This is a genomic window from Agromyces sp. NPDC055658, from assembly GCF_053618155.1.
Map to the genome: position 1 here is coordinate 1 of NZ_JBSHHD010000111.1, position 1298 is coordinate 1298.

General features: G+C 63.9%; 2 protein-coding genes. Both read right to left on the reverse strand.

The genetic code is table 11. From position 1 onward, the window contains the following. Positions 1–129 precede the first annotated feature (129 nt). On the reverse strand, positions 130–894 hold the full coding sequence (locus tag ACWGPE_RS18900; RefSeq protein ID WP_452049300.1) for a L,D-transpeptidase: 765 nt from the start codon (positions 892–894) through the stop codon (positions 130–132). Positions 895–1107: 213 nt separating this feature from the next. Further along, a partial coding sequence (locus ACWGPE_RS18905; protein ID WP_452049299.1) for a hypothetical protein occupies positions 1108–1298 on the reverse strand: 191 nt, incomplete at its 5' end.

The window sequence follows — 1298 nt, forward strand, 5'->3', positions numbered from 1 at the left end:
TTGCCGCTGTGTTCGCCTCTTTGCCGCTGTGTTCGCCTCTGGCAACCATCAACGCCGCGGATCACTGACTGATAGTGACTGCAATCCGCCGCGCTGAGTGCTGGTTCGACTGGTCTGCAGCAGGATTCGCTACTCCTGCACGATCACCGGATCGCCGATGTTGACCGTGTTGAAGTACCACTCGGCGGCCGCCGGGACCAGGCTGATGCAGCCGTGGCTGGTGTTGTCCAGTCCCATCGACGGGACAGCCCACGGCGCCGAATGCACGAACAGTCCGCGGTGGGTGAAGCGAACCGCATAGTCCACATCGAGGAGATAGCCGTCAGGGGCGTCGACGGGAATGCCGACGCTGCTCGAATCCATCTTCACCGTGCGGTCTTTCCCCAGCACGGTGTAGGTACCGACCGGGGTCGGGTATTCCGGACGCCCCATGGAGGCCAGCAGCACACCCGGTTCGCCGGCGTGCGGCAGATGATGCGGCGCCGGCAGAGCGATCGGTGGGTCTTCACCCAACCCGTCGATGGTCACGGTGAAGGTGTGGTCGGATATGTCGGCGACACCGATAACGGCTGGGCCGGTTTGGAATTCCGTCCGCAAACCGCCGACCGACAGCATCATCGTGCTGTGCGCCGGCCAGAACTGGGCGGGAGTCCAGGACACGGTGTTTGCGTCCAGCCACTCGTAGGTACCCGTGCGCGCCGGCGTCGACTTCATCCCGAGGGCACGTTCGACGACAGACCGGTTCGAGACCGGATTCTTGAACGTCACCACCACCGGATGGCCCACACCGACGACGGCGCCTTCGGCGGGCGCGATCGATTCGATCGTCGACGTCAACGGCATGCTTACCGCCGCCGTGTCGACGCTATTCGCACCGCCGGAGAAGAAGGTCATGGCAACCACGACCACTACGAGAACACCCTGAACAACCGCGCGCATCAATTCGATCCCTCTGCGATGCCCCCATGATCTTGAACGATGTCATGGTATTGGTCCGCAGCGGCCCGAATGTGTAGTCACACGTAGACAATTCGGTCAAGCGTTCGTCACGTTTCGGCCACGGCGCCTGGCCGTCGCACGTTCTGAACGCTCCGGTCTCCCGAAGCGTCAGTCCGCGACGGCCTCGCCGCGGGCGGCATTCAGCTTGAGGACCCGAGCGCACGAGAGCGGGGTCACCAGAGCGTTGGTCCGCAGGCTCGACTGAGGTGGCCGCTGGGATTCGAGCGCATCGTCGTCTTCCTCAAGCCGATAGGACGACGGATGCCTGCGCTTGGCCGCGGCCAGCTCACGTGAGTACC

Bases quoted from the DNA above. Each gene is read 5' to 3' on its own strand.
- ACWGPE_RS18900 (WP_452049300.1), bottom strand. From the start codon at position 894: ATGACCTTCTTCTCCGGCGGTGCGAATAGCGTCGACACGGCGGCGGTA.